General features: G+C 65.6%; 4 protein-coding genes. All 4 read right to left on the reverse strand.

Features of this window, described 5'->3' with window-relative positions:
- Nucleotides 1-208: 208 nt before the first annotated feature.
- Nucleotides 209-835 carry a phosphonate metabolism protein/1,5-bisphosphokinase (PRPP-forming) PhnN gene (gene phnN, locus FJ980_RS29295; protein WP_181181335.1) on the reverse strand — a complete coding sequence of 209 codons (627 nt, stop codon included), beginning with the start codon at nucleotides 833-835 and terminating at the stop codon, nucleotides 209-211.
- Complete coding sequence (locus FJ980_RS29300) at nucleotides 832-1,971, reverse strand: alpha-D-ribose 1-methylphosphonate 5-triphosphate diphosphatase (RefSeq protein WP_140547117.1); 1,140 nt, start codon at nucleotides 1,969-1,971, stop codon at nucleotides 832-834. Before FJ980_RS29300 ends, phnN begins: the two co-directional genes overlap by 4 nt.
- A 122-nt stretch (nucleotides 1,972-2,093) precedes the next feature.
- Nucleotides 2,094-2,801, reverse strand: coding sequence for a DUF1045 domain-containing protein (locus tag FJ980_RS29305; protein WP_140547118.1), 708 nt, complete (start codon nucleotides 2,799-2,801; stop codon nucleotides 2,094-2,096).
- Nucleotides 2,802-3,048: 247 nt separating this feature from the next.
- On the reverse strand, nucleotides 3,049-3,861 hold the full coding sequence (iolB, locus tag FJ980_RS29310) for a 5-deoxy-glucuronate isomerase (RefSeq protein WP_140547119.1): 813 nt from the start codon (nucleotides 3,859-3,861) through the stop codon (nucleotides 3,049-3,051).
- Nucleotides 3,862-4,202: the final 341 nt, after the last annotated feature.

Genomic DNA, 4,202 nt, shown 5'->3' on the forward strand with positions numbered 1-4,202 from the left:
AAGTGAAGCGCTGCTTCCCCCTTCTCCCCCTGTGGGAGAAGGTGGCCGCGAAGCGGCCGGATGAGGGGTGTTGGAAGAAACGGGGCGCTGAAGAATAGGATGCTTCAAGCGCCCATTTCTTCCTCCGAGCGATCCTTCCAACACCCCTCATCCGTCTCGGCGCTTCGCGCCGATCCACCTTCTCCCACAGGGGGAGAAGGGGAAGGCCTTAGATCATGTCCGACAGATCCGAAAACGCCATCGCCTTGCGCAGCACCTCGGCGAAGCGTTCGCCGGCGATTTCCTTGTCGCCGCTGTTGTCGATCGAGGTCACGTCCTGTCCCGTCAGCTTGACGCTGGTGCTGCGCGCCAGGCGGGCAAGCACCTCGCCGCGCGATTCACGGCCGCGCGCCGCCAGCCGCTCGGCGAGGATTTCCGGCGTGGCGGTGATCTCGACCACGGCCAGATTGGCATAGCGTTCGCGAAGCGCCGGGATGACCGCGCGGGAGACATTCGCTACGGCTACGTGGCCGTTCGCCACGGCCCAGTCGACATCGGCAGGCAGGCCATAGCGCAGGCCGTGCGCGTCCCAGCACAGCGAGAAGGCGCCGTCGGCCTCCGCCTCGGCAAAGGCGGCATCGGCCAACGTGTCGTGGTCCTCGCTTGCCGCGTCGCTTGGCCTGGTGATGACGCGGCGCACGAATTCCAGCCGCGTCTCGCCGGCAAAGCGCTGCTTGGCGTAGCCAATCACCGTATCCTTGCCGGCACCGCTCGGGCCGACCACCGCGACGAAGACGCCGTTGCGGATCGGCAGGCTGTCCGCCAGCTCGCGCTCGATGAGGGCCGAGACCATCATGCGACCCGGCTGCCCAGGCGCCAAACGGTACGCACGACCGGCACATGGTCGTCGACGCGCACCCGCACCAGGTCGGCCCGGCGGCCGGGCTCGATGACGCCGCGGTCGGCAAGGCCGATCGCTTCGGCCGGGTTCTTCGAGACCATCGCGACCGCCTGCGGCAGCGAGATGCCCTCGACGACATCGCCGAGGAAGAAGGCCGACTGGATCAGGCTGAAAGGGATGTAGTCGGACGACAGGATGTCGAGCAGGCCGTCGGCGGCGAGCGTGCGCGCCGAGACATTGCCGGAATGCGATGCGCCGCGCATGACGTTCGGCGCGCCCATCAGCACGCCGAGGCCCGCCGCCTTCGAGGCCTTGGCGGCCTCTTGCGTCGTCGGGAACTCGGCGACGCGCACGCCCTGCTCGATCGCTTCGTCGACATGGCCGGCGGTCGCGTCGTCATGGCTCGCCAGCACGATGCCGCGCTCCTGGCAGGCGGCCGAGATGAAGACGCGGTTCGGACCGGAATTGCGGGCCGATTCGGCCATCCGCTTCTCGCAGAATTTCTGGAAGTCGCGGTCCGTCAGCTTCAGCTTGCGCTGGTAGTAATAGGCATAGGTCTCGAGGTTGACGAACTGGCGCTGTCCTGGCGCGTGGTCCATCAGCGAGGCGAGCTTAACCCGCTCGTCTGTCTCGAAATTGGCGAAAGCCTCGAGGCAGTCCGGCGCCGAGACCTCGCAGCGCAGGTGGATGAAATGGTCGGCCCTGAGCCGATCCTGGCGCACGCTGTCCTCGATCGCGTCGGCCAGCTTGCGAACGTCGTCGGATTTCAGGTCGGCATCCTCGTCCATGCCGACGCGCAAGGCGTCGAGCACCGTGGTGATGCCGGCGGTCGCCACCTGGGCGTCATGGGCAAGCACGGCGGCGATCGGGTTCCAGCGCACTTTCGGGCGCGGCGCATAATGGCCCTCAAGGTGATCGGTGTGCAGCTCGACAAGGCCCGGGATGATGTAATCGCCGCCCATGTCCTCGCCGGCGCGAACGGCACCGGGCTCGACGGCGGCAATCAGGCCGTCGCGCAACAACAGCGAGCCCTCGACGATTTCGTCTGGCAGCACGATGCGGGCATTGGTGAGAACGGTTTCGGCGGTCATCTCGGGCGGTCCTATCTCAAGCAGTCGTTTCAGAGCAATTCCAGGAAAAGTGCTTTGCGGTTTTCCGTCCGGAATTGCGTAAACAAAAAGATAGGGCGGTTCAGCGTTTCCGCTGATCCGCCCTATGCGGTCTTGCGGGCAGGCCTGCGGCCAAGCGCATGATGGGAAAGCACCATGAACGGGGCGCCGGGCTCGCTTTCGACGAACAATGTCAGTGCATCCACCGGCACCGGCTGCCGCAGCACGTCGGCGAACAGGCCGTCGATCGCTGCACGAAGACGTGGGCTTTCCTGTGGCCCGACCCGCCCCGAGAGCGTCATGTGGAAGCGGAACGTGTCGAAGACGTAAGGATAACCCCATTGGCAGAGGTTGCGGAACTCGTCCGGCTTCAGCGCATCGGGGCTGCGGCGCTCGATCTCGGCCTCGGTCAGCGGCGCGCGGAACGGATCGAAGGCGCGCACCACCTCGCCGGCGAAATCGTTGAGCGGCGCAAACTGCATTTCCGGCACCAGCGCGAAAAAGCCGTCGATCTGGCCGACGACGAGACGCGGGATGGTCACAGGCGGCGTCGCCTCGGCGAAAGCGTCGAGCGCGGCGCGCAGCGAAGCTTCCGTCTCGTTCGGCGCCAGCCGGAACGGGGCTTTCAGCGTCGCATGGAATCCGTAGCGCCGGGCGGAGGCAGTATGGAAAGCGACTTCCGCGGCCGACAGATCGCCCACGGCCTCGACCGGCCGCGTCGCCGCGCCAAACGGGTCGCGGCCCAGCCAGTTGGCGGCAATGCGCGCCAGCTTCTCGTCCTGCCCCGGGGTGTAGTAGATCGCGTAGCGCATGGGCGTTCCTCGTCAAGCGCGCTGCGCGCCCCAAAGGAATATGCGACGCGCTTCAAGTCATTGTCTTGGCAAGTCGTGGCCCAAAGCGCCGGAGCGCTTGCGGCGACATGCACCGGAACCGCTGCCATAGGTGATTTCCATGACGGATTGACGAAGCTTTCGTGGGTTTTCGAAGGCAAGTCCAGCACGGAGCTCGTTAGCCGACGATTTTTCAGCGGCTGGACCAACGGCTTTGCCGGCGTGCCGATCAGGCCTTCATCAGCCACTCGTGCTCGGCCGCGTTGTGGAATTTCCATGTCCGCCTCGGTCCGGCCATGACATTGAGGTAATAGAGGTCGTAGCCGTGGCAGGCGGCGCAAGGGTGATAGCCCTTCGGCACCAGCACGACATCGCCGTCCTCGATCGCCATCGCCTCGTCCAGCTCGCGCACGCCGTTGCGGTCGGCATCGGTGTAGACGCGTTGGAAGGCAAAGCCCTGCGGCGGGTTGAGGCGGTGGTAATAGGTCTCCTCGAGATAGGATTCGGCCGGCAGATTGTCCTGGTCGTGCTTGTGCGGCGGATAGCTCGACGTGTGGCCGCCGGGCGTGATGACCTCGACCACCAGCAGCGAATCCGCCGGCTTGCCCTCGGGCAGGATGTTGGTGACGTAGCGCGTGTTGGTGCCCCTGCCGCGCACCTCCTGGCCGAGATCGTCAGGTCCGATGACGCGCACCGGCAGGCCGCCACCGAGGCCGGGCGCCGAGCAGACGGCGAGCTCCAGCTGGGTATCGGCGGTCACCGACCAGTCGGCGCCTTGCGGCACATAGACCGACCACGGCTTGCCTTCGAAGGGCGACATGCGCTCGCCGAGCAGGCCGAGATCCTTGCCGCCGGCCGACGCCTTGCCCTTTCCTATGACGAACACCAGGCAGACCTCGCGCTCGCCCGTTTTGCCGGACACCGTCTCGCCCGGATGAAGCCGATGCAGATCAAAACCGACATAGGTCCAGCCGGCGCTTTGCGGGGTGACGTGGGCGACATGGCCGTGGCCCTTGTCGGCCTTGACGAGCAGTTTCGACATTTTTTGGCTCTCCTAATTCCTGGGCGCCCCATTGGCGCAGCTAAGAATCCGATGGACTATCGCGAAAACCTTGGAGATTGGCCGGTTCCCTCGCAACGTCGTCATTCTAGGGCGGAGCAAGGAGCGAAGCGACGCGCGCAGACCCTAGGATCCATGCCGTTACACCTGCCGTAGAATGCAGCGGTGCAGAAAGAGGCTGTCTGGGCCGGCGTTTCGGCGCCATTGTCTGCACCGTCGCGGCACGTCAAAGTCACGGCATGGATCCTAGGGTCTGCGCCGCGTCGCTGCGCTCCTTGCTTCGCCCTAGGATGACGAAGCGAGGAGCGTTTCGGCTAATCGCC

It is taken from the genome of Mesorhizobium sp. B1-1-5 (genome assembly GCF_006443065.1).
In the GTDB taxonomy this organism is placed as follows: Bacteria; Pseudomonadota; Alphaproteobacteria; order Rhizobiales; family Rhizobiaceae; genus Mesorhizobium.